General features: G+C 60.4%; 28 protein-coding genes. 16 read left to right on the top strand and 12 right to left on the bottom strand.

Features of this window, described 5'->3' with window-relative positions:
* Nucleotides 1–5 precede the first annotated feature (5 nt).
* Entirely contained in the window at nt 6–944 is a 939-nt protein-coding gene (locus AC07NR_RS09465; protein ID WP_248740876.1) for a DMT family transporter, read from the bottom strand.
* Nucleotides 945–1,029: 85 nt separating this feature from the next.
* Between AC07NR_RS09465 and AC07NR_RS09460 the strand changes: the two genes are divergently transcribed.
* The 3 genes from AC07NR_RS09460 to AC07NR_RS09450 all read left to right on the top strand — a co-directional run bounded on the left by AC07NR_RS09460 (nt 1,030) and on the right by AC07NR_RS09450 (nt 4,690).
* Nucleotides 1,030–1,593 carry a helix-turn-helix domain-containing protein gene (locus AC07NR_RS09460; RefSeq protein ID WP_495078434.1) on the top strand — a complete coding sequence of 188 codons (564 nt, stop codon included), beginning with the start codon at nt 1,030–1,032 and terminating at the stop codon, nt 1,591–1,593.
* A 215-nt stretch (nt 1,594–1,808) separates the two neighbouring features.
* Nucleotides 1,809–3,212: an LLM class flavin-dependent oxidoreductase gene (locus tag AC07NR_RS09455; RefSeq protein ID WP_495078433.1), complete on the top strand. Its 1,404-nt coding sequence runs from the start codon at nt 1,809–1,811 to the stop codon at nt 3,210–3,212.
* Between the two features lie 59 nt (nt 3,213–3,271).
* On the top strand, nt 3,272–4,690 hold the full coding sequence (locus AC07NR_RS09450) for an FAD/NAD(P)-binding protein (RefSeq protein WP_495078432.1): 1,419 nt from the start codon (nt 3,272–3,274) through the stop codon (nt 4,688–4,690).
* Here AC07NR_RS09450 and AC07NR_RS09445 read toward each other — a convergent pair.
* The 3 genes from AC07NR_RS09445 to ppnN form a co-directional block, all read right to left on the bottom strand.
* Nucleotides 4,684–4,893, bottom strand: coding sequence for a hypothetical protein (locus tag AC07NR_RS09445; protein ID WP_114883715.1), 210 nt, complete (start codon nt 4,891–4,893; stop codon nt 4,684–4,686). The two genes, AC07NR_RS09450 and AC07NR_RS09445, sit on opposite strands and share 7 nt — an antisense overlap.
* Before the next feature lie 108 nt (nt 4,894–5,001).
* Complete coding sequence (locus AC07NR_RS09440) at nt 5,002–5,736, bottom strand: substrate-binding periplasmic protein (protein WP_248740880.1); 735 nt, start codon at nt 5,734–5,736, stop codon at nt 5,002–5,004.
* A gap of 163 nt (nt 5,737–5,899) precedes the next feature.
* Nucleotides 5,900–7,273 carry a nucleotide 5'-monophosphate nucleosidase PpnN gene (gene ppnN / locus AC07NR_RS09435; protein ID WP_085711405.1) on the bottom strand — a complete coding sequence of 458 codons (1,374 nt, stop codon included), beginning with the start codon at nt 7,271–7,273 and terminating at the stop codon, nt 5,900–5,902.
* A 212-nt stretch (nt 7,274–7,485) separates the two neighbouring features.
* Between ppnN and AC07NR_RS09430 the strand changes: the two genes are divergently transcribed.
* Nucleotides 7,486–8,007 (top strand): DUF3087 domain-containing protein, encoded by a 522-nt coding sequence (locus tag AC07NR_RS09430; protein ID WP_495078431.1) that lies wholly within the window; start codon nt 7,486–7,488, stop codon nt 8,005–8,007.
* Here AC07NR_RS09430 and AC07NR_RS09425 read toward each other — a convergent pair.
* Nucleotides 8,004–8,390, bottom strand: coding sequence for a DUF2784 domain-containing protein (locus tag AC07NR_RS09425; protein ID WP_114883708.1), 387 nt, complete (start codon nt 8,388–8,390; stop codon nt 8,004–8,006). The two genes, AC07NR_RS09430 and AC07NR_RS09425, sit on opposite strands and share 4 nt — an antisense overlap.
* 154 nt (nt 8,391–8,544) lie before the next feature.
* On the opposite strand from AC07NR_RS09425, the gene AC07NR_RS09420 reads away from it, so the two are divergent.
* From AC07NR_RS09420 to AC07NR_RS09410, 3 genes are read left to right on the top strand one after another with little or no spacing between them, the layout of a single operon-like run.
* A complete protein-coding gene (locus AC07NR_RS09420; protein WP_085711402.1) occupies nt 8,545–9,243 on the top strand; it encodes an AzlC family ABC transporter permease in 699 nt (232 codons plus the stop codon).
* Nucleotides 9,243–9,554 (top strand): AzlD domain-containing protein, encoded by a 312-nt coding sequence (locus AC07NR_RS09415; RefSeq protein ID WP_164872179.1) that lies wholly within the window; start codon nt 9,243–9,245, stop codon nt 9,552–9,554. The genes AC07NR_RS09420 and AC07NR_RS09415 overlap by 1 nt, the downstream gene beginning before the upstream one ends.
* 40 nt (nt 9,555–9,594) lie before the next feature.
* On the top strand, nt 9,595–9,765 hold the full coding sequence (locus AC07NR_RS09410) for a hypothetical protein (protein ID WP_495078476.1): 171 nt from the start codon (nt 9,595–9,597) through the stop codon (nt 9,763–9,765).
* A gap of 46 nt (nt 9,766–9,811) precedes the next feature.
* On the opposite strand, the gene AC07NR_RS09405 is transcribed toward AC07NR_RS09410, so the two are convergent.
* The 4 genes from AC07NR_RS09405 to AC07NR_RS09390 all read right to left on the bottom strand — a co-directional run bounded on the left by AC07NR_RS09405 (nt 9,812) and on the right by AC07NR_RS09390 (nt 12,991).
* A complete protein-coding gene (locus AC07NR_RS09405; protein ID WP_085711400.1) occupies nt 9,812–10,084 on the bottom strand; it encodes a hypothetical protein in 273 nt (90 codons plus the stop codon).
* Between the two features lie 290 nt (nt 10,085–10,374).
* Nucleotides 10,375–11,055: an SOS response-associated peptidase family protein gene (locus AC07NR_RS09400; RefSeq protein WP_495078430.1), complete on the bottom strand. Its 681-nt coding sequence runs from the start codon at nt 11,053–11,055 to the stop codon at nt 10,375–10,377.
* 51 nt (nt 11,056–11,106) lie between these two features.
* Nucleotides 11,107–11,946, bottom strand: a complete 840-nt coding sequence (locus AC07NR_RS09395; protein ID WP_495078429.1) for an ABC transporter permease — start codon at nt 11,944–11,946, stop codon at nt 11,107–11,109.
* 61 nt (nt 11,947–12,007) lie between these two features.
* Nucleotides 12,008–12,991, bottom strand: a complete 984-nt coding sequence (locus tag AC07NR_RS09390; RefSeq protein ID WP_495078428.1) for an aliphatic sulfonate ABC transporter substrate-binding protein — start codon at nt 12,989–12,991, stop codon at nt 12,008–12,010.
* Nucleotides 12,992–13,284: 293 nt separating this feature from the next.
* Between AC07NR_RS09390 and AC07NR_RS09385 the strand changes: the two genes are divergently transcribed.
* From AC07NR_RS09385 to AC07NR_RS09375, 3 genes are all read left to right on the top strand, one after another.
* On the top strand, nt 13,285–14,232 hold the full coding sequence (locus AC07NR_RS09385; RefSeq protein WP_495078427.1) for an ABC transporter substrate-binding protein: 948 nt from the start codon (nt 13,285–13,287) through the stop codon (nt 14,230–14,232).
* A gap of 133 nt (nt 14,233–14,365) precedes the next feature.
* A complete protein-coding gene (locus AC07NR_RS09380) occupies nt 14,366–15,265 on the top strand; it encodes a polysaccharide deacetylase family protein (protein ID WP_495078426.1) in 900 nt (299 codons plus the stop codon).
* A gap of 122 nt (nt 15,266–15,387) precedes the next feature.
* Complete coding sequence (locus AC07NR_RS09375; RefSeq protein WP_248740889.1) at nt 15,388–15,630, top strand: DUF1652 domain-containing protein; 243 nt, start codon at nt 15,388–15,390, stop codon at nt 15,628–15,630.
* A gap of 1 nt (nt 15,631) precedes the next feature.
* On the opposite strand, the gene AC07NR_RS09370 is transcribed toward AC07NR_RS09375, so the two are convergent.
* Complete coding sequence (locus tag AC07NR_RS09370; RefSeq protein ID WP_495078425.1) at nt 15,632–15,994, bottom strand: NUDIX hydrolase; 363 nt, start codon at nt 15,992–15,994, stop codon at nt 15,632–15,634.
* A gap of 216 nt (nt 15,995–16,210) precedes the next feature.
* On the opposite strand from AC07NR_RS09370, the gene AC07NR_RS09365 reads away from it, so the two are divergent.
* Nucleotides 16,211–16,399: a DUF2188 domain-containing protein gene (locus AC07NR_RS09365; protein ID WP_114883693.1), complete on the top strand. Its 189-nt coding sequence runs from the start codon at nt 16,211–16,213 to the stop codon at nt 16,397–16,399.
* Between the two features lie 51 nt (nt 16,400–16,450).
* Here the strand turns inward: AC07NR_RS09365 and AC07NR_RS09360 are convergent, their stop codons facing one another.
* Entirely contained in the window at nt 16,451–16,690 is a 240-nt protein-coding gene (locus AC07NR_RS09360) for a hypothetical protein (RefSeq protein WP_085711391.1), read from the bottom strand.
* Between the two features lie 228 nt (nt 16,691–16,918).
* Here AC07NR_RS09360 and AC07NR_RS09355 point away from each other — a divergent pair, with 228 nt between their 5' ends.
* Entirely contained in the window at nt 16,919–17,254 is a 336-nt protein-coding gene (locus AC07NR_RS09355; RefSeq protein WP_065259781.1) for a hypothetical protein, read from the top strand.
* 63 nt (nt 17,255–17,317) lie between these two features.
* Here the strand turns inward: AC07NR_RS09355 and AC07NR_RS09350 are convergent, their stop codons facing one another.
* On the bottom strand, nt 17,318–17,866 hold the full coding sequence (locus tag AC07NR_RS09350) for an RrF2 family transcriptional regulator (RefSeq protein ID WP_114883691.1): 549 nt from the start codon (nt 17,864–17,866) through the stop codon (nt 17,318–17,320).
* Between the two features lie 337 nt (nt 17,867–18,203).
* Here AC07NR_RS09350 and AC07NR_RS09345 point away from each other — a divergent pair, with 337 nt between their 5' ends.
* The 4 genes from AC07NR_RS09345 (at nt 18,204) to AC07NR_RS09330 (ending at nt 22,687) form a co-directional block, all read left to right on the top strand.
* Nucleotides 18,204–19,409, top strand: coding sequence for an NAD(P)/FAD-dependent oxidoreductase (locus AC07NR_RS09345; protein ID WP_495078424.1), 1,206 nt, complete (start codon nt 18,204–18,206; stop codon nt 19,407–19,409).
* A gap of 290 nt (nt 19,410–19,699) precedes the next feature.
* Nucleotides 19,700–20,212 (top strand): formaldehyde-activating enzyme, encoded by a 513-nt coding sequence (gene fae, locus AC07NR_RS09340; protein ID WP_007950493.1) that lies wholly within the window; start codon nt 19,700–19,702, stop codon nt 20,210–20,212.
* Nucleotides 20,213–20,222: 10 nt separating this feature from the next.
* Nucleotides 20,223–21,257 carry an aldo/keto reductase gene (locus AC07NR_RS09335; protein WP_423203694.1) on the top strand — a complete coding sequence of 345 codons (1,035 nt, stop codon included), beginning with the start codon at nt 20,223–20,225 and terminating at the stop codon, nt 21,255–21,257.
* A complete protein-coding gene (locus tag AC07NR_RS09330) occupies nt 21,254–22,687 on the top strand; it encodes an NAD-dependent succinate-semialdehyde dehydrogenase (RefSeq protein WP_495078423.1) in 1,434 nt (477 codons plus the stop codon). Before AC07NR_RS09335 ends, AC07NR_RS09330 begins: the two co-directional genes overlap by 4 nt.
* Nucleotides 22,688–22,742: the final 55 nt, after the last annotated feature.

The raw sequence follows: 22,742 nt of genomic DNA, 5'->3' as shown, positions 1-22,742 counted from the left end.
CCCGCTTAGCCTTCTGTCTCGCGCTCGAACTCTTCTGTGACCGCTTGTGTCGCTTTGCCCTTGGTCTTCAACTCACTGACAATCACCGCCGCCACAATCAGTCCCGCGCCCACCAATGCAATTGCAGGCAGACGCTCGCCGGCAATCCGCCCGGCGATCCCGGCCCATACGGGTTCACCGGCGTAAATCAAGGTCGCGCGGGTTGGCGAAACACTTTTCTGCGCCCAGTTCATGGCGACCTGAATGGCCGCACTCATCGCACCCAACCCGAGGGCTGTGCTCAGCAGCAGCCAGGAAAAGTCGGGAATCGCCTCACCGGTCGGTACCACCATCAGAAACGACAATGCCGAAGTCGTCGCCAATTGCACCACCGTCACCCGGCGCACATCGACTTGTCCTGCATAGTTACTGATCAGGATGATCTCCGCCGCTATGGCGATGGCACTGATCAGCGTGGCGATTTCCCCGGGACTGAAATTCAATGAAGCCCCGGACGGCCCCGACAGCAGCATCAACCCCGTAAACGCCAGCATGATGCCAATGCTCGGCATCAAACCCGGGCGCCGTCCCAGCACCAGCCATTGCAGCAAAGGCACAAACGGCACGTACAGCGCGGTGATGAACGCCGATTGACTGCTCGGGATGCTCTGCAAGCCAACGGTCTGCAAACCATAACCGAGCAGGATCGCCACACCGATGAAGGCGCCGGCCTTGAGTTCGAACAGGGTCAGCTCACGCAGGTGCTTCCACGAAAACAGCGCCACGATGCTCGCCGCTGCGGCAAAGCGCAGGCCGACGAAAAACATCGGGCCGCTGACAGTCATCGCGTGCTGCACCAGAAGAAAGGTGCCGCCCCACAGCATGGTGATCAGCACCAGCACACACTCGGCTTTGCTGAAACGGGAAAACCGCAGGGGAGTTTGGGGGGAGCTGGCTGACGTCATGATCTTGCGCACTTTTGAAGAGGGGACGCACAATGCGCCAAATGTTGCGCAGTATACTGCCCAACCCCAGCCAGTGAGCAATATAGTGCACAAAGATTCTGTTCAACGGGCTTCGGTCCTGCAACACGTCAGCCAGAACGTCCGCCGCCTGCGCCACGCCGCCGACATGAGCCAGACGGCCCTCGCGGAAAAGTCCGGGGTCAGTCGGCGCATGTTGGTGGCGATAGAAGCCGGCGAGAAAAACGTCAGCCTGACCACCCTCGACCGCGTCGCCGAAGCCCTCGAAGTAGCGTTCAGCGATCTGATCCAGGCCCCGGACAATCGTGACCCGAGCCGGATCAACGAACTGGCCTGGGCCGGCAGCATTCCCGGCAGCAAAGCGGTGCTGTTGTCCAAGGCCGCGGCCACCCGGGAAGTGGAACAGTGGGAATGGTGCCTGCAACCGGGGGAGGTTTATCCCTCGCAAGCGGATGCCGAAGGCTGGAGCGAACAGATTTTCGTGTTTGAGGGCTGTCTGACCCTGATGCTCGGCGACCAGCCGCAGCACATCGCCGCCGGGGAGTTTTACATGTTCGCCAGCAACCAGCCGCACACCTATCGCAACGATGGGGACGTCGCGGCGCGCTTTGTGCGTAATGTGGTGATCTGACTGTTGCCGGGCCGACAGTAGATGAACAGTTTGTTCTTTTATACGTGCAGATTGCTTTAGGTTTGTATCTCAATCTATTGATACATAACGAGAATATATTCAGGCATGACTCCTGCTATGGGTTCTGGATCCTCATCCGGAATCACGGAGTCGCCTCAAATGACCGCTTCAAATCAAACCTCTAAACGCCTCCTGAAAATCGGGAGTACCTTCTGATGCCCCGCGAAATCCGTCTCAACGCTTTCGACATGAACTGCGTCGGTCACCAGTCGCCGGGCCTGTGGGCGCATCCCCGGGATCGTTCCTGGCAATACAAGGATCTGGAGTACTGGACCGATCTGGCGAAAATCCTCGAGCGCGGCAAGTTTGATGGATTGTTCATCGCCGACGTGCTCGGCATCTACGACGTGTACAACGGCAACGGCGAGGCGGCCATCCGACAGGCAGCGCAAGTGCCGGTCAACGATCCGCTGCAACTGATCCCGCCGATGGCGCTGGTCACCGAGCACCTGGGCTTCGGTCTGACTGCTTCGTTGTCATTCGAGCATCCGTATCCCTTCGCCCGACGCCTGTCGACCCTCGATCACCTGACCAAGGGCCGTGCCGGCTGGAACATCGTCACCTCTTATCTGGAGAGCGGCGCGAAGAACATCGGCCAGCAAGCCCAGACCGAGCACGACGCGCGTTACGACTTCGCCGAGGAATACCTGGAGGTCTGCTACAAGCTCTGGGAAGGTAGTTGGGAAGAGGGCGCCATTTTGCGAGACCGCGAACGGCGGATCTTCAGCGATCCGAGCAAGATCCACGAAATCCGCCACCACGGTAAACACTTCCAGGTGCCGGGCATTCACCTTTGTGAACCGTCGCCGCAGCGCACGCCGGTTCTCTATCAGGCCGGGGCGTCCAGTCGGGGCAAGCAGTTTGCCGCCGAGCATGCCGAATGCGTGTTCGTCGCGGCACCGTCCAAGGTGCTGCTGAAAAAGACCGTGGCCGACATCCGCCGCCGCGCCGCCGAGGCCGGGCGCGATCCGTCGAAGATCCTGATCTTCAACCTGCAAACCGTGATCCTCGGCGAGACCGACGCCAAGGCCAAAGCCAAGTTCGAAGAGTACAAATCCTGGGTCAGTTACGAAGGTGCAATGGCACTGATTTCCGGCTGGACCGGTATCGACTTCAGCCGCTTCAAACCGGACGAACCGCTCAAGCACGTTCACACCAACGCCATTCAATCGGCAGTCGAAGCGTTTTCCACCGCGGATCCGAACAAGGTCTGGACGCCTAACGAACTGGCCGACTGGGTCGGTATCGGCGGTTTCGGCCCGTTGTTCGTCGGCAGCCCCGAAACAGTGGCGGACCTGTTGCAGGAATGGGTCGACGAAACCGACGTCGACGGCTTCAACCTGGCTTACGCGCTGACCCATGAAACCTTCATCGACGCCGTGGATTTGTTGGTACCGGAGTTGCAGAAACGTGGCGTCTACAAGACCGATTACGCGCCGGGAACGTTGCGCGAGAAACTGTTTGGCGAAGGGCCCAGGTTGCCGGAGATCCATCCGGGCAGCGGGTATCGAAATCTGGGTGAGCTGCATAGGCGGGAGAAAAAGGTCGCGTCTGTCTAGACTCGCTCGCAGCGTCTGCACGACACTGACTGGAGCAAGCCCTTGGCAGAGAGAACGGCATGACTCAAACCGATACGACCGCGATCCGTCACGCCGACATCCTGATTGTCGGCGGCGGCCTCAGCGGCGCCATGCTGGCGGTGCAACTGCTGCGCCTGCCGGGCCGGCGACAGATTCTGGTGATCGAGCCTCGGGCCGAACTGGGCCGGGGTGAAGCGTACAGCGCGGTTGAGCTGGGCCACACGCTCAACGGTAACGCGGCGCGGATGAGCGTCGATCCGGACAACGCGGATGACCTGACTCAATGGCTGATCGATCACATTGCCGGTGGTGGCTGGCCTGAGTCCGATCAGCAGCATGTGCCGGTCAGTGAACTGTTTCCGCCCAGGGGGCTGTTCGGTGTCTACGTGCAGCAGCGACTGGCCGAAGCGCAGCAGGTGGGCGCGGCGCATGGCTCGACGGTCGAGCATGTGCGCGCAGAGGTGATTGATGTACAGGTTTCCGCCGATTCGGTGCAACTCACCTTGAGCGACGGCCAGAGATTGCAAGGCGTTTTCGCGGTGCTCGCCACCGGGATGTTCCCGGCTGCCCGAACGCCGCAAAAGCAATCCAGCGGTCTCAACGCCGCCGGGCTCGATCCGTGGGATGTAAGCGCCATGCGCCAGCTCGATCCGCAATCCACGGTACTGATCATCGGCTCCGGCCTGACCATGGTCGATGCCGTGGTTTCGCTGGAACAGGCCGGGCATCGTGGGCCGATCGAAGTGTTTTCCCGGCACGGGCTGCTGCCCCATGTGCGTCGGCAACCGCCCGCGTGGGTGGACTTCCTCGCCGAGGATCACAGCATTCGCACACCACGCCAGTTACTGCGCGAATTGCGCCGGCATTGCCGAGATGCCATCGAGCAAGGTATCGACTGGCAGGCACCGCTGGATACGGTGCGCGCGCATATCGGTCGGCTGTGGAGCCAGGCGAGCGACGTGCAGCGACGGCAGTTCGTGCGGCATGTGCGACCGTGGTGGGAAAGCCATCACCATCGTTCGCCGCCGCTGAGTGCAGAACTGGTCGAGCGCCTGCATCGCGAAGGGCGTCTGCGGATTCACGCCGCGTCTTATAAAGGCCTTGAGCCGGTGTCGGGCGGTGGTGTCGGCATTCGCGTCCGCCGTCGGGGCGAGAGTGAAACGCACGTGGTGCAGGGTGCGGCGCTGATCAATTCCAGTGGTATCGAATACGACTGGCGCCGGGTCGACCGGCCCTTGCCGCAGCAGTTGCTGTCCCGTGGGCTGGTGCAGCCGGGGCCGTTGGCGCTGGGGATTGCGGCGGCAGTGGACGGTGCGGTGCTGGATGCGCAGGGAAAGGTGTCACAACGACTGTTCGCGATGGGCCCGCCACTGAGAGGGATGTGGTGGGAAAGTACGGCGGTGACCGATGTTGCGTCGCAGGCCAAGGCGTTGGCCGCGCGGCTGGTGGCTCAATAGTCGTAGGCGAATCCGGAGTCGTTTTGCGCGACGTAAAGATTCTGCTCCACACTGCCCCTGGCCTCACGGTCAATGCCGACGGTGTCGACATTCAGGGTGCCGGTCATGGCGACAGCGGGTCCGTGGCCATGTGCGCTGGCGATTGCGGCGGAAGTGGCACCGATCAGGGCGACGATAAACCCAAGGGCAATGAAGTCTTTCATGGGTCTGTACCAGAAAGTGGGAGGAAGATGACTGCCACTTTAGGGCTACAGACGCCAGAAGAAAAAACACCTTTTCAGATAGTTGTTATCAAAGACGTTGATGCGTGATCAGCGCGGCAGGGTATTGCTCAGCCAGCGCTGGCGAATTTTCTCCAGACGGCCGTCGGCGCGCAGGGTGTCCAGCGCCTGTTGCCAGCGTGCGACCTGCCTGGGATCGGTCTGGCGGGAGAACGCGATGTAGGTGTCGCGCTTCATCAGCGGTATCTGATATTGCAGGCGGCCCGGTTCCATACCCTGTTCGCGGGCCAGGGACGCGCTGGACAACGTGTCGGACACCACGAAGTCCGTCCGCCCGAGACTGAACAGACGCATCATCTGTTCCGGGGTTTCCACACCGTAGAGGTTGCTCAGGTCCTGTTCCTGCAGATAGCTGTAGACCAGCCATTTGCGCGGTACGGTGATCCGCCCCAGGTGATCGGCCTCGCGCAGGCTGCGGACCGGTGGCTGGAAGTTGTCATGGGCATACAGCGCGGTTTCCACTTCGATCAGCGGCCCGACCCATTGATAGCGGTCATCCCGTGCGTCAGTGCGCAGCACGGTAAATACCCCGGTGTCCGGCGTCTCGCTGGCCATGCGCAGGGCACGCAGCAGTGGCACTTGCTGCAAGTGAATGCGATCGCCGGTCTGCGCTGCCAGGGCTTGCACCACATCCACGCCGAAGCCCACCAGTTGGTCGCCCTGAAGGAAATGCAGCGGAGGATGGTTGTCGGTGAGCAGTTGCAGATCTGCCGCATTGGCTGTCAGGGCCAGAAGAGACAACAGGCAGGCGGCAAAACGTTTCATGGATCGTCCCTGAAAATTCAATCGCCCAGCTTAGTACGCGCGCGCGGTGGCTGTCGTGGGGAATCAGCGGGGCTTTTGTGTCAGAGAACAGGGCGGTTTGGTAGTGGCGATGCGCCTTGTGGGAACGCGTGTGCTCCCCCAAGGCTGCATCCATCACGAAGGGTCAGGACACCACGCGATAGCACGGCACATACGCCGCGCCGCCCGGCAGTTTCATCCGGTGCTGGGCGACGAAGGCTTTGAGCAACAAATCGAGCGGTTGCATGATCGCGGCGTCGCCACGGATCTGGTACGGGCCGTGTTCTTCGATCAGGCGAATGCCCTTGTCCTTGACGTTGCCGGCAACGATCCCGGAGAACGCCCGGCGCAGATTGGCCGCCAGTTCATGGGCCGGCTGATCGCGGTGCAGCTTGAGGTTGGCCATGTTTTCGTGGGTCGGATCGAACGGGCGCTGGAAGCCTTCGTCGATCTTCAGCAGCCAGTTGAAGTGGAACGCGTCGTTGCGCTCGCGGCGGAACTGCTTCACGGCTTTGAGGCCCGCCGTCATCTGCCGCGCCACTTCGGCCGGATCGTCGATGATGATTTCGTAATGCTGCTTCGCTGCCTCGCCGAGGGTGGCGGTGACGAAGGCGTCGAGCTGTTCCAGGTACGGCGCGGCATGTTTCGGCCCGGTCAGGATCACCGGGAACGGCAAGCCCGCGTTGTCCGGGTGCATCAGGATGCCCAGCAGATACAGGAATTCTTCGGCAGTACCGGCGCCGCCCGGGAAGATGATGATGCCGTGGCCGACGCGGACGAAGGCTTCCAGGCGTTTTTCGATGTCCGGGAGGATCACCAGCTCATTGACGATCGGGTTCGGCGCTTCGGCAGCGATGATGCCCGGCTCGGTCAGGCCCAGGTAGCGGCCGCCGTGGATACGTTGCTTGGCGTGGGCGATGGTCGCGCCTTTCATCGGGCCTTTCATCACGCCCGGGCCGCAGCCGGTGCAGATGTCGAGGCTGCGCAGGCCCAGTTCGTGGCCGACTTTCTTGGTGTATTTGTATTCTTCGGTGTTGATCGAGTGGCCGCCCCAGCACACGACGATTTTCGGCTCGACGCCCGGGCGCAGGGTGCGTGCGTTGCGCAACAGGTGGAAGACGTAGTCGCTGATGCCCTGGGAGGTGCTGAGGTCGATGCTCAGGGCGTCGAGTTCGTTTTCGGTGTAGACGATGTCGCGCAGGGCGCTGAACAGCATTTCCCGGGTGCTGGCGATCATTTCACCGTCGACGAAGGCGTCGGCCGGGGCGTTCAGCAGTTCCAGACGCACGCCGCGATCCTGCTGGTGGATGCGGATTTCGAAGTCTTTGTAGGCTTCCAGAATGGTTTTCGCGTTGTCGACATGGGCGCCAGTATTGAGGATTGCCAGGGCGCACTGGCGGAAGAGGGTGTAGGTGCTGCCGGTTCCGGCCTGGCTCAGTTGCTGAACTTCACGTTGGGAAAGGGTTTCCAGGCTGCCTTTTGGGCTGACCGAGGCATTGATTACGTGTCGTTGGGTCATGCAGTGATCCTTAAAACGATGTCATTGCCGGCCTGGCCAATGGCATCCGAATAGAGTGTATCCATGAATGAAGATGGCACGATCTGCGTGGTATCGCCATGTCCCCCGCTGGACGATGAAAAGATGAAAAGGAGCTCCAGCATAGCTAAATCCGCCTCAGAGGCGATAATGCGCCGGCCTCTTTTTATTTCAAGCCATGGAAGCCTGTCGCGATGTTCGAGATTCAACCGATCGATGCCATCACCTATCGCCAGCAGACCCGGCGCAGCACGTTGATTATCGCGGTGCTGTTCCTGGTGCTGGCGATGGCGTTTTCGACCGTGGCGGTGGCGCTGTTCGGTGAGCCGGGCGGGGATAACCTGCGGTTCAATGTCGGCGGGGTGTTTGGTGCCTTCCTGCTGACGGCGGCGTTGTTGCGCGGACGTTTCTGGAACCAGACCTGGATGGCCCCGGCGGTGTACGGCTGGCGGCTCAAGCGCAGCCTGATGAGCGTCACCAATGTCATGCATCAGGTGACGACGGCGGTCGAGAAGGGCGATCCGACGGCGATGAAAGTGCTGCGCTTCTATCATTTGGGCCTGACGCAGATGCATGAACTGGATGGCAACTCCAGTGATCATGGGCAATTGCACCGGGAAGTCGAAGCGCACAGGACTCGGATGGAAACGCTCGGCCTGGACACCGATCAGACGCGCCTCGACCCGGCCTGGCTGGAAGCCTTGAAGTCGCGTTAAAACGGAATGCGTGCAGCGCGGCGCAGTTGCCACTGGCGGATCAGGCGCCCGTAGACCAGCAGGTTGATCACCAGCACTACGCTCCCCAGTGCCAGCTGAATCTGCGGGGTCAGCCCCGCCGGGTAGATGATCGGCCAGACGTAATGTTCGATGAAACCGCCGGCATATTCGGTTTGCCCGGCGGCGTGGCGCATCAGGTTTTCCCAGTAGGTCAGCGGGCAGGTCAGGTGCAACACCTCGACCATCACGCCCCAGGTCGCGGCCGGCAGATGCAGCCAGGCCACCCGGTGCCACTTGAGCACCAGCAGCCCGCCGAACAGCACGAACAGAATGAACGAAAGGTGAAACAGCACCAGCCCGTCGGCGGCAATTCGATACAGCATGTCGTCTCCCTGACGCAGAGGTGAATGGCTGTCATGGTACGCCGGTCGGCGGCTCTCGGCTGGGAGATTTCTGGCAACTGCGCAAGATTGTTCAAGCCATGAAAGCGTCTTTGCTGGCAGAGTCCGGGGTCTTGTCTCACGGTTGAAGAGCGTTATGTCTGACTCATTAATGCCGCGCAGTGCCTTTCTTCGCGGAGCCGCGGCGATCATGCCGTTATCCCTGGCGACCGCGCCGTGGGGGCTGCTGGCCGGCTCCATGGCGATCGAAGCCAACCTCACGCCACTGCAGGGGCAGGGTTTGTCCACCATCGTGTTTGCCGGTGCTGCGCAACTGGTGGCGATCGGGATGCTCAAGGGCGGTGCCGGGATCTTCTCGATTCTGCTGACCACGCTGCTGCTGACGTCGCAGCATTTGCTCTACGGCATGAGCATGCGCCACGTGATTTCGCCGTTGCCGGGGCGCTGGCGCATCGGCCTGGGTTTTTTGCTCACCGACGAACTGTTCGCCCTGACCAGCCAGCACGACCGTCAGCAATTCAATCGCTGGTATGCCCTCGGCGTCGGCCTGACGTTCTACATTGCCTGGAACCTCTTCACCCTGGCCGGCATCGTGCTCGGCAGCAGCATTCCAGGGCTTGAACACTTGGGACTGGATTTCTCGATTGCCGCGACCTTTATCGCCCTGATCACCCCGGTAGTGCGCAATGTGCCGACGGTGGTCTGCGTGGCGGTGTCGCTGTTCTGCTCGGTGCTGTTCAGTTATTGGCAGTGGGGTTCGGCACTGGTGTTGTCGGGGCTGGCGGGAATGATGGCCGGGTTTATCTGCAACAAGCTGTATCGGGAGCGCACATGATGGTCTGGGCAGTGATTTTCGGCATGGGAATTCTGGTGTTCCTCAACCGCTATGTGTTTCTCGAGCCGCGCTTGCCGGTGCGTTTGAGCAGTAATGCGCGGCAGTTTCTCGGTTTCGCCGTGCCGGGCATGTTGACCGCGATTTGCGGGCCGATTGTGTTCATGCCGGATAAACAGCTGAATTTGCAGTGGGACAATCCCTATTTGCTGAGTTCGTTAGTCGCCATCGGACTCGTGATCTACACGCGTAATACGTTGCTTAGCATGCTGTTGAGCATGGCGTTCTTCTTTCTGTTGCGCTGGTGGTTGTAAGTTGCCTGTCTGAATCTGTTCTACGCTGTAAGGATGACTGATGACTTATGACGGCGAGGTGAACATGGCAACGGAGCAGCAACGTCCCGAAGAAGATGAAGAACCGAGCGAAGAAGAGATCGAGCGGGAGAAACACAAGGAGCAGACCTGTAAACACGACGACAGCCGCGAGTTGTCCGATCGCGACCAGGAACGCCCGTTGAAACCCTGAACGCCGCAACGAAAAAGCCCCGCGATTGCGGGGCTTTTTCGTTTCATCAAAGATCGTCCAGCTGTGTGAAATCGGGGTGTGAGGCCCGATAACCCAAGGTCTTGTCGATCCAGGCATTCAGCTCGTTGACCATCACCGGCGGGTGGCAGGGATAGTTCTGGAGAGTGGTGCGCAGGAGGCGGTCGATCTCGGGTACGTCACGCAGGTTTCGAGTCTTTATGTAGTGGGCGATAAAACAGTCGAGTTGAAAGCGTTCTGTCATGGACAGATAAATACACTCCAGGCCGTTGGCCTGTTTGATTGCAAAATCGTCGCGCAACTTAGTTCTCTGCAAGGCTTGTAAGTTTGTAGGGTATTCCCGGTTTGTTGACTCTTTGGTCAACTGGTATGCCAATAGGAAATGCGGCGCGCATGCTATCTGTAGTGTTACTAAATGTATGTATGACGATTGAAATGTCAGACAGGCGGTTGGTTTTAATCAAACGACCGATTCAATGATTGTTTCGAGTTTGAAACACTGACTGTAACGAACGGTTCTCACATGCTGTGTGATATCAATTTGATTCACGTCTTCCTGCTATTCGATAGACGTGCCGGCCCACAAAATATTTAAGCCACTACTTCAATCAACTCCGCACCCTGATTGCGTGAGTTGCCGACCGCTTTGCCGACTTTGTGCCATTCGAACGCTTCGCTGCCCAACCCTTCAAACAGGAGCATTTGCTCGGCACGCTCCACGGGCGTGGCCGGGTCGAGCCATTCCCGCGCGCCCTCGGCAGACAATACGATGGGTCGGCGATCATGCAGATCGAGCAGGCCGCCAGCGCTGTCGGCGGTGATGATCACAAAGCCGTCGTCTTCCCGAGGTTCTGATCCAGGTGTCGGAACCTGGCCGATGGCGGCGCAGAACACCGGTTGATGGTCGAGTCGATGGATCAGCCAGGGTTGGCGGCTCTTGTCCGGCCCGTCGACCCACTCGAACCAGTTGTCGACCGGCACGATCAGGCGATGACGCCAGATCGCCCGGAAGAACGGACCGTGGACGACTTTTTCGACCCGCGCATTGATCGGTGCCGCGCGATCCCTGGCCCAGTGCGGGCGCCAGCCCCAGCGCAGGTTGTCGGCGTACAAGCGTTGTTCGTGTTGATGAAGAATGGACAGCGCGGTGGTGGGCGCCGCGTTGTAGCGTGCCAGCGGCGCATCGCCGACGTGATTGATCAGCGCATCGGGAATGCTCAGCACCGCGACGAAATCGTGGATGCCCCGGTACTGCGAGAGTCTTCCGCACATTGGCCGAACCTCCGGCGAACACTGCCTGAAGATTCAGCTTAGTTGTGCGAGTCAGTCCTTGCTGCCCTGGCCGGTGAAGGTGTCGCGCCAGGCCAGCCAGCGGCGTTCGAGTGTGGCGAGCAGGCCGTCGCTGAGTTTGCCCAGCAGCGCCAGAACGATGATCGCCGCCAGCACGATGTCCGGACGCGAGGTTTCGCGCCCGTCACTCAGCAGATAGCCCAGGCCTTTGGTCGCCGCGATCAGTTCGGCCGCCACCAGAAACATCCACGCCAGACTCATGCCGCTGCGCAGTCCAGTGAACAGGCCGGGCAGGGCGGCGGGCAGCAGAATCCGCCGTACCAGTTGCAGACGACTGAAACCATAGATGTGACCGACTTCCACCAGTTTGCGGTCGATGTTGCGAATCGCCGCGACCACGTTGACGTACACGGGGAAGAACGCGCCGATGGCAATCAGGACGATTTTTGAAGTCTCGTCGATGCCCAGCCACAGCAGCAACAGCGGCACCCAGGCCAGACTGGGAATCGAGCGCAGCGCGGCGAACGTCGGCTCCAGGTACGCCTCGGCCTCGCGGCTCAGGCCGACCCACGCGGCAAACACCAGCGCCAGGCTAGCCCCGATGGCAAACCCGATCAGCACGCGAATCAGGCTGGCACCGATGTGTTTCCACAGTGCGCCTTCGGCCAGATCGGTGAGGGTCAGGGCGACCTCGCTTGGCGCGGGCATTTGATAGGACGGCAGCCAGCCGACGCGCACGATGATCTCCAGGGCGATCACGATCAATAGCGGCAGGGCCAGGCCTTTAAGACGCCGCCGCCAAAGCGGATTCAGAGGCCGGTTTCGTTGGCGCGCCACCGGCACGGCGATACGGGCGGGCAGGTCATTGCTCATGGGCGGTTCTCCGCTCACGACAAATCCGCGACGGGCGCGGACTTGTTGTGAGCCCGATTGGTTACTGGGCGGCGACTTGCTGGAAACCGGTGTCGATCAATTGATCGATGACCTGATCGACATTCACCCCACGGCGCACCAGCTCTTCGGAGACCAGAATCGGCGCGGCGGCTTTCGAGGCGAGCACATCCTTGGCGGTGAGTTGCGGGCTGCTCAGGTCGGTGCGCGACAGTTGCAGCTTGGCCACATCCAGCGGCAGGCCGGATTCGCTGGCGAGCAGTTGGGCCAGTTCGTCCGGGTTCTTTACCGACCACTCGCGGGCCTGTTCGTAGGCCTTGATCACGGTGTCGATGGTTTGGGGATGTTCCTTGGCGTATTGCTCGGTGACGCTGACCACGCCGTAGCTGTTGAAGTCGCGGTTGCGGTACAGCAGGCGCGAACCGGCCTGCACCTGGCTGGCGGCCATGTGCGGATCGAGGCCGGCCCAGGCGTCGACGTCACCTTTTTCCAGCGCGGTGCGGCCGTCCGGGTGTTGCAGGTGCACCAGTTCGACGTCGTCCTTTTTCAGCCCGGCCTGTTGCAGGCTGCGCAGGGTGAACAGGTACGGGTCGGTGCCTTTGGTGGCGGCGATTTTCTTGCCCTTGAGGTCGGCGACGGTCTGATACGGCGAGTCCTTGCGCACCACCAGCGCGGTCCATTCGGCGCGGCTGTAAACGTACACCGATTTGATCGGGCTGCCGTTGGCGCGGCTCAGCACCGCAGCAAGGCTGGCCGACGAGGCGAAATCCACACCGCCGCTGTTGAGGTATTCCAGCGAACGGTTGCTGCCCTGGCTCAGCACCCAGTTGACCTTGCTTTGGGGCAGAGCCTTTTCCAGATAACCCAGATGTTTCAGCGCCAGGCTGACGGGGGAGTAATAGGCATAGTCCAGATGCACTTCGGCGGGCGGGGTTTCCGCTGCGTGGGCGAGAGGTTGCAGGCTCAGGGCTACAGCGCAGGCCGCGAGCAGCGTTTTGACTCGGGAAAACGGTAAGCGGGATTTCATGGGCACGCTCCGGCAAGGCAACAGTTTCTTATGTCCAGAAAGATATTTTTATCGAATGCTTCCTGCATGAATGGAATATTGCAGGCTCTGTGCCATATGCCCCGAGTGCCGTGTTTACGGGGTTTTGATGCGATTTACGCGCTTTGAACTGTTGCCGGGAAAACACTGTGCCGCGCCACTGTTGCCAGACAAACAGCGCTTATCGACCGTGCTGAGCTTATGAACTAATAGAATTTCAAATGCGATTTATAAGAGCGTTATGGTCTATAAAAATCCCCTTTGCAGGACTCGCCATGAAGCTCTCCCGTTTCCTACGCGCTGCGTTGACCAGCGCCTTGATTGCCTCGCCTCTGACTTACGCTGCCGAACCTGTGGTCCTGCACGTCGGTGATCAGAATTACTACAACATCCGCGCTTCGGTGGAAGCATCCGGCGTGCTGAAGGACGCGCCTTACACCGTCGACTGGAAACACTTCCAGGCTGCGGCACCATTGGCCGAGGCATTGCAGACCGGCTCGCTGGATCTGGGCTTTCTCGGCGATTCGGGCTTTCTGTTCCTCGCCGCGAAACAGGCATCGGTAAAACTGATCGGCGTGTCGCGGCAGAACCCGGACACCATCGCTTTGTTGGTGCCCAAGGATTCGCCGGTGAAAACCATCGAGGATCTGAAAGGCAAGAAAGTCGCCTACTGGCCGGGCGCCTGGAGCCAGCAGTTAACCTTGCGGGCGCTGGAGCAGGGCGGGTTGCCGGAGAACTACGTCGACTTCGTCAAACTGATGCCGATTGACGCGGCAGCGGCATTACCTCAGGGCAGCATCGATGCCTTCCCGGTGTGGGAACCGTACATTTCCCAGCAGATCGTGTTCTCCGGTGCACGACCGATTCTGACCGCAAAAAACCTGATGCCGGGTTTGAGCGCCATCGCCGCTTCCGCGCCGTCCATCGACAGCAAGCGTGAAGCGATTGCCGACTTCCTCGGGCGCCTGAAACAGGCCCGGGCCTGGGTCGACAGCCACACTGACGAATATGCGGATCTGTGGGCGAAGAAGGCCAATCTCGATCAAGAAGTCTCACGGCACTGGTTGCGCCAGGCGCACATGACCGTCGGCCCGGTGGATCAGCAAGCCGCTGCCGACCTGCAAGGCACCGCGGACTTCCTGTTCAAGGTCAAGGCGTTGCCGGCGCCGCTGACCACTGCGGGGATTATCGACACTTCGTTCCAGCAGGCATTGGCACACTGAGTGAGCACCGGAACAAAACCCTGTTATCTTTATCCAACCTCGGCCCATTTCGGTGGGTCGCAGGGAGGCAGCAGCGGCGAGGGAGTTTTGCCAATCGACAACGTGACCGCAACGGTCGGGCTCAAGGCAAAACATGAAACTCTGGTTCAAGCTTTTCTGCGCTGCGTCCATCATCACCGGGCTGGCCGGTTGCATTGCCGCTCCCATCGAACTGACCGCGCAAACCCGTTCGCGCCTGGGTGCGCAGGCGCCGGTCAGGTTTCTGCTCACCTTCGATGACGGCCCCAGCGCTTCGAGTTTCTACAACCCCACCGAAACCGTGCTCGACAGCCTGAAAGACAACCCGCTGCAACCGAACATCAAAGCGGTGTTTTTCGTCCAGACCCGCGCGCCGAGGGCCGGCAACAGCGAGATCGGCCGGCGGATCATGCATCGCGAGCACGATGAAGGGCACATTCTCGGATTCCACACCGCGACGCACTGGCACACCAATCACCGCTCGCTCGATCCGCAGGAACTCGAAACCTCACTGACCAACGGCACGGCGGACATCGCAGCGATCACCGGCGCGCAACCGATTTTGTTGCGCCCACCTTTCTGGAACTACGACAAACGTACGTTCGCGGCCTATCAGCGACATGGTCTGCATGTATTGCTCACGGACCTGAGCGCCAACGACGGCAAGATCTGGGGCTTCAACGGCAGTCCCAGACGCCGCGCGAACATGCTGCGTCAGCTCTCGGAAGTGCGTGAGCGGATCGCCCTCGGCGAGCTGCCGACGGTGGACGGGGTGATTCCGGTGGTGGTGACGTTCCATGACCTCAACCGCTATACCGCGCGACATGCCCGCGAGTATCTGCAAATTCTGCTCGACAGCGCTGCTGCCACAGGCGTGCGCCTGGCCGATAAACCGTTCTACGACGATCACGCACTGCTGGAAAAAGCTGCACTGGCGCGCACGGTGCAGAAGAGCTCGGATCCGGTGCAATTGCCGGGGATCTGGAACTGGATCTGGGGGCGCGACGCCAACTGATCGGTGTTGCGCAAGGATGTGAAGCGGTTGGCATTTTCTGCGGCCGGACGCTCGCGCAAGGTCGAAAAAGCTCATCTATGCTCAATCGATCGACCGATCTTTCGCCCGCGAGGCGTCCGCCCATGCTTGCCATTGCCGACATTTGCCGCATCGTCGAGTCCGGCTTTTCGCCCCTTTACTGTGACTGCACGCCAACAGGGCAGGGGCTGTTGCAGATCAAGGTTTACGAACCGGACAGCGGGCGGGTCGATCTGCTGCTCAACGGCGTGTCACCGGAGCATCTGGTCACCATTCGTGACATCTCCAACTTCATCGGTGAATTGCGCACTGAAATGAGTGCCGGGCGTCGGGCGTTCGCCGGTTGACTCACAGTCGGCGCTGAAAGGCGCGGACGATTTGCAGGGTTGCTTCACTGACACTCAGGTTCTGCACCGCATTCAGCGGATGCCAGATGCAATCGACTATTTCGTTCTGCGGGCGTGCCTGATCAATGTTCAGCACCGACGCCTCGTAGACATGGTGGCGCGTGCCGCCAGCCTCCAGCTCCATCAGATACAGCATGCCATCGGCGAGCAGGCCGGTTTCTTCCTCAAGTTCACGCGTCGCGGCGTCGGCCCTGGTCTCGCCGGGCTCGACCTTGCCGCCCGGCAAGTTCCAGCGGCATCGGGGTTTGCGCACCAGGAGAATGTGTCGATCCTGTTCGCAGATGATGGTTGCACGTACTTTCATTTGTTACCCGATTGCCGGTTGTCATGAATCGGTCATGAAAATGCAATATTCAAGCCGTGCCTTGGTTTAGAGGTGCTTGTGATGTCAGAGTGGTTGAAAAGCGCAAAAGTGCCAGACGCTTGACGCCGCTATGGGGCGACGTCTGGTCGGCACACCCTGTCGTACCCGGTGTAAGGTGCAAAAGTGCAGTTGATCGATAGTCGACAGGAGGTGCCTATGAGCATGGCGATGCTGAACAAAATGCACATGAATGGCTACGACGTACTCAGCGTGAACAACGGCCCGTGGCGGGTCTGCACGCAGGGTGATCGACTGGCGTCTTTCGCCAGCCGGGAGGAAGCACTGGCGTATGCCGCTGCACTTCCGGGTTACAAAAGCCGCACCCACGGCCGCAAGACAGGCTGAAGGCCTGCAATGAAAAAGCCCCGGATTGTCCGGGGCTTTTTGTTTGGGGTGTCAGTGGATTTTGGTTCGGCTGATGGCGCGGGCTTTCACTTCCCTGGCATAAAGTTGCAAACGTTCTTCATCGCTTTGCAGCACCTCGCAGGACCTGAGCACGCTTTGCGCATCCGCCTCGTTGCCGGACTTGCGCAACTGTTCGGCAATACGCTTGAGGTCGACCGCCGACCATCTCAGGTCCGATGCCACGCTTTGCAGGTCACGTTGAAGTTCGTGTTCGTATTCATTGAGCCGCATGATCACCTCCGGAACATTCTCGGTAGAAAATAGTAGCCGCATTTTTCGGGAGCGGGGCAAGTGGTTCTGGTCAATGAGCTGAACGGCCGTGAACAAACTGCCGTTGGTCGGAGCAATGGTTTGCCGTGACGCCAGAGAGCCCGGTTTTCGGGGTCAAAGCATTGCGCCACGATGGATGTTCAACCAGTAACAGGGTAAATTCGCGCTTTTTAAGATGAAGGATTCAATATGCGGATGTTGATCGGGGGCCTGCTGATGGCCGCGTTGGCCGGGTGTTCACTGCCGGCATCGCTGGTTCCGGGCGAGCCGAATCTCAGCAAGGTCAGTGGCAAGGCTCCCAAGGACTACGCCGCATGCGTGTTGCCGTTGTGGCAGCAGGATATTCCCAAGACTTCGCAGGTCGCGATTTCCAACGGTTACCGGATCACGGCGCCAAGCATCGTCACGGCCGACGAGATTCTCGATATCGTCAAGTACAAGGATGGCAGCCGCGTGTCGCTGTACCAGGGGCCGCCGTGGGCCAAGTCCGGCTCGCTGCGCAAATCGGTACGCGATTGCCTCTGAGGCAGAACGGCCGAAATGAAAAAGCAGAAACCGTGTGTTCGGTTTCTGCTTTTTTTTTGCCTGTCAGTCGGTGATGTCGGTGAGCGGGATGCCCGAGCCGGCGGTCTTTTTGTCGCGACGGTCCTGAATCCAGTTTTCCACTTGGCTATTGAACTCCGCCGGCGCTTTGCGTCCGACCTTTCTGGCGATGTCGAGAATGGTCTGCTGGGCGAGGGCTTCTTCCATGCGTTTCTGCGCAACCATCATCGCCCCGTGAATTGAACAGGTTCCGTCCACGGCCCAATCCGGGGGCGAGCCGTCAAATAGCGCACAACGCCCGCGGATGTCCCGGCATTCGAAAATATTCTTCGGGCCGTCGATGGCATTGACGATATCGAGCAGGGTGATCTCGTCCGCCGGGCGCGCCAACGTAAAACCGCCACGTACACCGCCGGTGGCCACCACCAGCTTACCCTTGGCCAGTTTGGTGAAGATCTTCGCCAGGTAATCCAGCGGCACCCCCTGCAGATCCGCCAGGTCGCGCACGCTCGCTTCGCGACTGTCACCGCCGCTGCCTACCAGAAACGCCAGGCAATGGATGCCGTACTCGACGCCCGCACTGTAAAGCGACATAGCTATCTCCGACTGTAGTTGTCGCAGATGTTAACAGGGTAATTCGTGGCGGACAAATCTGATGAGCGCCTGAACCTTTGCCTTGAAACCCGTATTCGCTCGGTGTGCAGCGACTTTTATGGTTTCGAAATCCTCAGAAGGGGTCAAATCAGCTATCGAATTTTTCGATTTGAATGATCGGATAATCTGACTTGTTGGATATAACGGCGACCAATACAGTCGCCGTTATCCGGTGAGCAGTGTTCAGCGCTTTCAGAACCCCAAAGCGTGCCGACTCCCGATAAACGTGAATTCTTGAACCTCTTTCTACGACTTGGCTTCGGGCCTGGAGACAACAATGAAACAGCACATTCTGGTAATCGGCGCAGGTTTCGGTGGCATGTGGACGGCGCTGAGTGCGACCCGTCTGGTCGACATTCACAACCGCGACAACATCGATGTGACCGTGCTGGCGCCGCAGGCTGAGCTGCGTGTACGTCCGCGTTTCTACGAGCCGAATGCCCACACGCTGGCTGCGCCGCTGGGCGACCTGTTCGACGCGGTGGGTGTCAACTTCATCAAGGGCGCCGCGAACACTATCGACGTGAACGCCAAAACCGTGGGCTACACCGACGCCAACGGCGCCGCTCAGGTTTTCCATTACGACAAACTGGTATTGGCTTCCGGCAGTGGCCTGGCGCTGCCGGATACCCCGGGCGTCGCAGAACACGCCTTTGACGTTGACCAGATCGAAGCGGCAATTCGCCTGGAAAACCACCTGAAATCCCTGGCCGATCAGCCTGTCAGCCAGGCGCGCAACACTGTAGTTGTGGCTGGCGGCGGCTTCACCGGCATCGAAACCGCCACCGAAATGCCGGCACGTCTGCGGGAAGTGCTGGGCGAGCAGGCTGACGTCCAAGTGATCATCGTCGACCGTGGGCAGAAAGTCGGCGCGGCCATGGGCGAGGCCATCAGTGTCTCGATTGCCGAAGCGAGCGAAGCACTCGGCGTCGAATGGCGACTGGGTGTGTCGGTGCTGTCGGTCGATGAAAACGGCGTAACCCTGTCGGACGGCCAGCGCATCGAGGCGAAAACCGTGGTCTGGACCACCGGTGTGCGCGCCAGTAGCCTGACCGAGCAGATTCCGGCCGAACGCGATCGTCAGGGTCGTCTGCATGTGGATGCGCACCTGAAAGTCATTGGCCAGGACGATATCTTCGCCACCGGCGACGTGGCTTATGCGGCCACCGACGATATCGGCAACTTCGCCTTGATGACCTGCCAGCATGCGATTTCCCTCGGCCGACATGCCGGCAACAACGTCGCGGCGCAGATTCTCGGTGTCGATCCGACCCCGTACAGCCAGCCGAAATACGTGACCTGCCTCGACCTCGGCGCCTGGGGCGCGGTGTACACCGAGGGCTGGGATCGTCAGGTGAAACTGGTGAAGGAGGAGGGCAAGTCGCTCAAGACCCAGATCAACACCCAATGGATCTACCCGCCGGCCGCTGACCGTGCCATCGCGCTGGCGGCTGCTGATCCGATGATTCCTGTCGTCGCGTAATCGACGCACTTCGAAAATCCCGCTTTCGTGCGGGATTTTTTTCGTCATCACAAAAGGCTATGACTAAAAGTCATTGCCCCATGATTTTTAATGGTTACGGGTGGCCTGATACCCGGTGTTAAAAAATCGCAAACACAGCTCATCAATAACAACCAGAGAGCGTTTGCAGCCATGTCCCGATTCTCCCTTCGCGTCTCCCCACGTCCGTTATTGATCCCGTTGGCCATCCGGCCCGCGTGAGCTGTCGATCACCCCAAAAAATCCCTCTGCATCGCAAAGAGTAATGACTGATGAAAGAACTCGACCTGTACATCGGTGAAGGTTTCGAAGGCCCGGGCGTGAACGCCGCGCACATCAATATCCTGATCGGCCCGCGCAACGGGCCGGCGGGGCAGGCGTTCGCCAACAGTCTGGCATCGCCGAGCCAGGGCCATTGCCCGTTCATGGTGATCGCCCAGCCGAACATCCCGGTCAAGCCGATGACCCTGTATGTGAACAAAGCTGCCATCAGCAGTGACCTGCACGGCAACGCAACCTGGGGCGCTTCTCAGGCCGGTATCGCCAAGGCTGTGCTCGAAGCGCTGCTAGACGGCACGCTGCCACCGGAAGCCGAAGACGAGTGGGCGATCGTCACCGCCAACTGGGTCAACCCGGCCTGCGATGATCTTGATGCCGTGTACCTGAACAACTACAACGCCTGCCGCACCGCGATCCGCGCCGCCCTGACCGGCAAGCCGGAAACCGCGCAGCTCAAGGATGTGGTCAACCACATCAGCAACCCTTTCTACACGCCAAAAGCCTGAGGTCCGCGCCATGCAATACATCCGTTTGGGCAACTCCGGCCTGCAAGTCTCCCGCCTGTGCCTGGGCACCATGAACATGGGCACCCCGGACTGGAAACCGTGGATCTTCAATGAAAAACAAAGCGAGCCGATCGTCGCTCACGCGCTGAACAACGGTGTGAACTTCATAGACCTGGCGGACTTCTATTCCGCCGGTGTCGGCGAAGAAGTGGTGGGGCGCATCGTCAAGCGTCTGGCCCGTCGCGAAGACCTGGTGATCACCACCAAGGTCGGCTACGGCACTCGCAACGCGATCAATGCCAGTGGCCATTCGCGCAAGCACATCATGGACAGTATCGATGCCTCGCTGAAGCGTCTGGACATGGATTACGTCGACGTGTTCATGCTGCATTACTTCGATGTGAACACCCCGGTCGAGGAAACCATGGGCGCACTGAACGACATCGTGCGTTCCGGCAAGGCACGTTACATCGGCGTCTCGACCATGCTCACCGGCCAACTGGCGAAAATCCTCATGGCCTGCGAGCGCAACGGTTGGGTCAAGCCGATCAACATGCAGCTGCAACTGAACTGCGCCTACCGCGAAGAAGAGCGCGAGATGATCCCGTTCTGCCGCGATCAGGGCATCGGCGTGTCGGTGTTCAGCCCGTTGGCCCGTGGCCTGCTGACCGGTGACGTGCAGTCGACCCGCAACCAGACCGACTTCTTCACCCAGCAGATGTACAGCGACGAAGCCTCGTTCGAGATCGCTCATTCGGTACAGCGCGTGGCCCGCGCCCGTGGCGTGTCGAACGCACAGATCGCCCAGGCCTGGGTCGCCAACCATCCGGGCGTGGACTGCATGCTGGTCGGTGCCGACACTACGGCGCAGTTCGACAGCGCACTGGCGGCATTGGAAACCAGGCTCGACGCCGAAGAGCTGCACGAGCTGGAGCGCAACTACACTCCATGCGACGTGATCAACGATTACACCGCCGGCAAACGCATCCTGCGCACGGCCCGTCCGGGGCAGGAACGCTTCATGTTGCAGGGGGCGGTGGCATGAGCGGGTTGATTCGTCACGGCAACTTCATCGACGGTCAGTGGGGCCAGGGCGGTGCGACTTATCCGGTGCGCAACCCGGCCAATGGCGAGTTGATCACCGACGTGCAGAAGGCTGGCGCCGAGGAAACCAACCTCGCCATCGAAGCCGCCAATCGTGCCTTGCCGGCGTGGCGCAAACTCACCGCCAAGGAGCGCAGCCAGCGTCTGAAACGCTGGAGCGATCTGATGCTCGCCAACCAGCAGGAACTGGCGACTTTGCTCAGCCGCGAACAAGGCAAACCGCTGGCCGAAGCAAAGGGTGAAGTGGTCTACGCCGCGAGTTTTCTCGAGTGGTTCGGTGAAGAAGCCAAGCGTGCCTACGGTGATGTGATCCCGAGCCACAAGGCCGATGCGCGGATCATCGTGACCAAGGAAGCCATCGGCGTGGTCGCGGCCATTACCCCATGGAACTTCCCGTTGGCGATGGTCACCCGCAAGGTTGGCCCGGCGCTGGCGGCGGGTTGCACGATGATTCTCAAGCCTTCGGAAGAAACGCCGTTGTCGGCATTCGCCCTGGCAGTGCTGGCCGAGCAGGCCGGGATTCCGGCGGGTGTGTTCAACATCGTTTCTGGCGATGCGGTGGCCATCGGCGGTGCGCTGCAAGCGTCCAGCGTGGTGCGCAAGCTGTCGTTCACCGGCTCGACCCGCACCGGCAAACTGCTGATGCGCCAGGCCGCCGACACCTTGAAAAAGGTCTCGCTGGAACTGGGCGGCAACGCGCCGTTCATTGTCTTCGACGACGCCGACATCGATGCGGCCGTCAAAGGCGCGATGGCCTCGAAATTCCGCAACACCGGGCAGACCTGCGTGTGCGTCAACCGCTTCTTCATTCAGGACGGCGTCTACGAAGCCTTCACCGGCAAACTCGCCGAAGCCGTGGCGGCGATGCGCGTAGGCAGTGCCCTGGAGGGGGAGACCGAGCAAGGTCCGCTGATCAACGCCGCTGCGCTGGCCAAGGTCGAAACCCACGTCAGCGATGCGCTGGAGAAGGGCGCCACGCTGTTGTGCGGCGGGCGGCGTCATGCGCTGGGCGGCACGTTCTACGAACCGACCATCCTCGCCGAAGCCAGCGGCGACATGTTGATTGCCCAGGACGAAACCTTCGGCCCGGTGGCCGCGTGCTTCCGCTTCAAGGACGAAGCCGAAGTGCTGGCGCGCGCCAACGACACGCCATTCGGTCTGTCGGCGTACTTCTACAGCCGCGACATCGGTCGGGTCTGGCGCATGGCCGAAGGGCTGGAAGCCGGGATGGTCGGCATCAACGAAGGGATCATCTCCACGGAGGTGGCGCCGTTCGGTGGCATCAAGGAATCGGGCCTTGGGCGTGAAGGTTCGAAGTACGGTCTGGATGACTATCTGGAGATCAAATACCTGTTGATGGGCGGCCTCTAGGCCTCCCCGAATCCTGCGGGAGTTCGCTCCTGCAGGATTCTCCCAGAGCTTTCCG

This window comes from Pseudomonas sp. GW821-FHT09C09 (assembly GCF_059418105.1).
This window is presented reverse-complemented; position numbering and strand designations above follow the sequence as displayed.

Coding starts and splice junctions, on each gene's coding strand:
- AC07NR_RS09465 (WP_248740876.1), bottom strand. CDS start 944: ATGACGTCAGCCAGCTCCCCCCAAACTCCCCTGCGGTTTTCCCGTTTC.
- AC07NR_RS09455 (WP_495078433.1), top strand. CDS start 1,809: ATGCCCCGCGAAATCCGTCTCAACGCTTTCGACATGAACTGCGTCGGT.
- AC07NR_RS09450 (WP_495078432.1), top strand. CDS start 3,272: ATGACTCAAACCGATACGACCGCGATCCGTCACGCCGACATCCTGATT.
- AC07NR_RS09445 (WP_114883715.1), bottom strand. CDS start 4,893: ATGAAAGACTTCATTGCCCTTGGGTTTATCGTCGCCCTGATCGGTGCC.
- AC07NR_RS09440 (WP_248740880.1), bottom strand. CDS start 5,736: ATGAAACGTTTTGCCGCCTGCCTGTTGTCTCTTCTGGCCCTGACAGCC.
- ppnN (WP_085711405.1), bottom strand. CDS start 7,273: ATGACCCAACGACACGTAATCAATGCCTCGGTCAGCCCAAAAGGCAGC.
- AC07NR_RS09430 (WP_495078431.1), top strand. CDS start 7,486: ATGTTCGAGATTCAACCGATCGATGCCATCACCTATCGCCAGCAGACC.
- AC07NR_RS09425 (WP_114883708.1), bottom strand. CDS start 8,390: ATGCTGTATCGAATTGCCGCCGACGGGCTGGTGCTGTTTCACCTTTCG.
- AC07NR_RS09420 (WP_085711402.1), top strand. CDS start 8,545: ATGTCTGACTCATTAATGCCGCGCAGTGCCTTTCTTCGCGGAGCCGCG.
- AC07NR_RS09415 (WP_164872179.1), top strand. CDS start 9,243: ATGGTCTGGGCAGTGATTTTCGGCATGGGAATTCTGGTGTTCCTCAAC.
- AC07NR_RS09410 (WP_495078476.1), top strand. CDS start 9,595: ATGACTTATGACGGCGAGGTGAACATGGCAACGGAGCAGCAACGTCCC.
- AC07NR_RS09400 (WP_495078430.1), bottom strand. CDS start 11,055: ATGTGCGGAAGACTCTCGCAGTACCGGGGCATCCACGATTTCGTCGCG.
- AC07NR_RS09395 (WP_495078429.1), bottom strand. CDS start 11,946: ATGAGCAATGACCTGCCCGCCCGTATCGCCGTGCCGGTGGCGCGCCAA.
- AC07NR_RS09390 (WP_495078428.1), bottom strand. CDS start 12,991: ATGAAATCCCGCTTACCGTTTTCCCGAGTCAAAACGCTGCTCGCGGCC.
- AC07NR_RS09385 (WP_495078427.1), top strand. CDS start 13,285: ATGAAGCTCTCCCGTTTCCTACGCGCTGCGTTGACCAGCGCCTTGATT.
- AC07NR_RS09380 (WP_495078426.1), top strand. CDS start 14,366: ATGAAACTCTGGTTCAAGCTTTTCTGCGCTGCGTCCATCATCACCGGG.
- AC07NR_RS09375 (WP_248740889.1), top strand. CDS start 15,388: ATGCTTGCCATTGCCGACATTTGCCGCATCGTCGAGTCCGGCTTTTCG.
- AC07NR_RS09370 (WP_495078425.1), bottom strand. CDS start 15,994: ATGAAAGTACGTGCAACCATCATCTGCGAACAGGATCGACACATTCTC.
- AC07NR_RS09365 (WP_114883693.1), top strand. CDS start 16,211: ATGAGCATGGCGATGCTGAACAAAATGCACATGAATGGCTACGACGTA.
- AC07NR_RS09360 (WP_085711391.1), bottom strand. CDS start 16,690: ATGCGGCTCAATGAATACGAACACGAACTTCAACGTGACCTGCAAAGC.
- AC07NR_RS09355 (WP_065259781.1), top strand. CDS start 16,919: ATGCGGATGTTGATCGGGGGCCTGCTGATGGCCGCGTTGGCCGGGTGT.
- AC07NR_RS09350 (WP_114883691.1), bottom strand. CDS start 17,866: ATGTCGCTTTACAGTGCGGGCGTCGAGTACGGCATCCATTGCCTGGCG.
- AC07NR_RS09345 (WP_495078424.1), top strand. CDS start 18,204: ATGAAACAGCACATTCTGGTAATCGGCGCAGGTTTCGGTGGCATGTGG.
- fae (WP_007950493.1), top strand. CDS start 19,700: ATGAAAGAACTCGACCTGTACATCGGTGAAGGTTTCGAAGGCCCGGGC.
- AC07NR_RS09335 (WP_423203694.1), top strand. CDS start 20,223: ATGCAATACATCCGTTTGGGCAACTCCGGCCTGCAAGTCTCCCGCCTG.
- AC07NR_RS09330 (WP_495078423.1), top strand. CDS start 21,254: ATGAGCGGGTTGATTCGTCACGGCAACTTCATCGACGGTCAGTGGGGC.